The sequence below is a fragment of the Pseudomonas sp. HY2-MNA-CIBAN-0224 genome, from assembly GCF_040310285.1.
Lineage (GTDB): Bacteria > Pseudomonadota > Gammaproteobacteria > Pseudomonadales > Pseudomonadaceae > Aquipseudomonas > Aquipseudomonas helleri.
On record NZ_JBEOPQ010000131.1, the window covers coordinates 1 to 1,080 of the forward strand.

Genomic DNA, 1,080 nt, shown 5'->3' on the forward strand with positions numbered 1-1,080 from the left:
GTAGGAGCCAACTGTCTTTCGCTTTGCCCGACAAACGCACATATCAGGGTGGCAGACGCTAAGTTTGCCTTCCGGATACAACTTCAAATTGGTTGGTCACGCCATGGTTCTCCATCACGTACCATGGCATTGAGCCTCACCAGCAGAACGCGCATGCAGGCCACCAGTGCTACTTTTGCTGGCTTGCCGCTCGCTCGCAGACGAGCGCACCGCGCTTTGAAATCTGGATTCACGCGAGTCATTACCAGGGCGCACATATAGGCCGCTCGACGTAGTTTCGCCCGGCCGCCGTATATATGGCGCTTCCCGATCTTCGTCCCGCTGTCGTTGTTGTAAGGCGCCACGCCCGCCAGGGCAGCTACTTGCGAACGGTTCAGGTCGCCCAGTTCTGGCAAATAGCAGAACAGACTGGCAATTGTGACGCTACCAACACCCTTGATCTCGCTCAGGCGTTTGAGAAGGTCTGCATCGACACGGCGACTCTGCTCAGCGATCTGCTTATCGCATGCCTTGATCAAGACGCGTAATGTCGATTCGAGCGTGGTGTAGTGCTCTAACACAACAGGCAGCGTGGCCTGCTTCATACGGCGACGGTTGTCATCGCGCTGCTGGACCAAGCTGTCACGCTGATTGACCAACTCGGTCAGTTCCTCGCGAGCAACGTCAGGCACAACGAAATGCTTGTCCTCCAAAGCAGAGGCAAACAGGGCCAGCATTCGTGCGTCGATAGGATCAGTCTTGGCCCGCTTGCCCATGGCTAGGGCGAATTGACGCGCCCGTACGGGATTGATCCGTTGCACTTTCAAACCGGCCTTGGCCAGCAGCCTGACCGACAGCCTTTCGTAACCGCCAGTGGCTTCGACCAACACACGTTCGACCGCATGGTCTTTGAGATACAGAGTGATAGCTTCGAGCCCGGCAGCGTCATTGGTCACGCAAAGCTCGGAGACCTCGGGATACAGCGCCACTTGTAAGGTGGCTTTGGATACATCGATTCCGGCGTAGGCAGACATGAGTAAAGCCTCTAGTCTTGGAGATGAGAGGTCGCTCTGGCCTGGCTCACGCTTGTTGTTCGAGGTC

At 56.7% G+C, this 1,080-nt stretch carries 1 protein-coding gene; it reads right to left on the bottom strand.

From position 1 onward, the window contains the following. Positions 1 to 83: 83 nt before the first annotated feature. Positions 84 to 1,013 (bottom strand): IS110 family RNA-guided transposase, encoded by a 930-nt coding sequence (locus AAEZ03_RS25670; RefSeq protein WP_153435342.1) that lies wholly within the window; start codon positions 1,011 to 1,013, stop codon positions 84 to 86. Positions 1,014 to 1,080: the final 67 nt, after the last annotated feature.